At 45.6% G+C, this 252-nt stretch carries 1 pseudogene; it reads right to left on the bottom strand.

The annotated features are described in order from the left end of the window. Nucleotides 1-252 (bottom strand): annotated as a pseudogene (locus ETC07_RS16305) (hypothetical protein); the annotation flags it as partial.

Raw genomic sequence — 252 nt, 5'->3', positions numbered from 1 at the left:
TCCATATCTGGGAAGCGATGCCCAACGATAAAGACATCTTCACTTTCACTAATGATAGTTTGCAAAGCTGTTGAGATGGCCCGCGCACGCGTTCTTGATTTTTGAGTACGGCTTTCAGAATTACCACCGAAATAAATTGTTTTGGCTTGCGGTGTGTTCTCCCGAAGGACTGCTTGGTCCCCACCGCGAACTAAAGCTAACTCAAGATTGTTGAGGGAGGTTTTACCAATACTTGGGAAATCATTCCAGCCA

The sequence above is a fragment of the Halomonas borealis genome, assembly GCF_004798905.1.
In the GTDB taxonomy this organism is placed as follows: domain Bacteria; phylum Pseudomonadota; class Gammaproteobacteria; order Pseudomonadales; family Halomonadaceae; genus Halomonas; species Halomonas borealis.
Note: the sequence above shows the minus strand (reverse complement) of the source record. Positions and strands in the feature narration are given on the sequence as shown.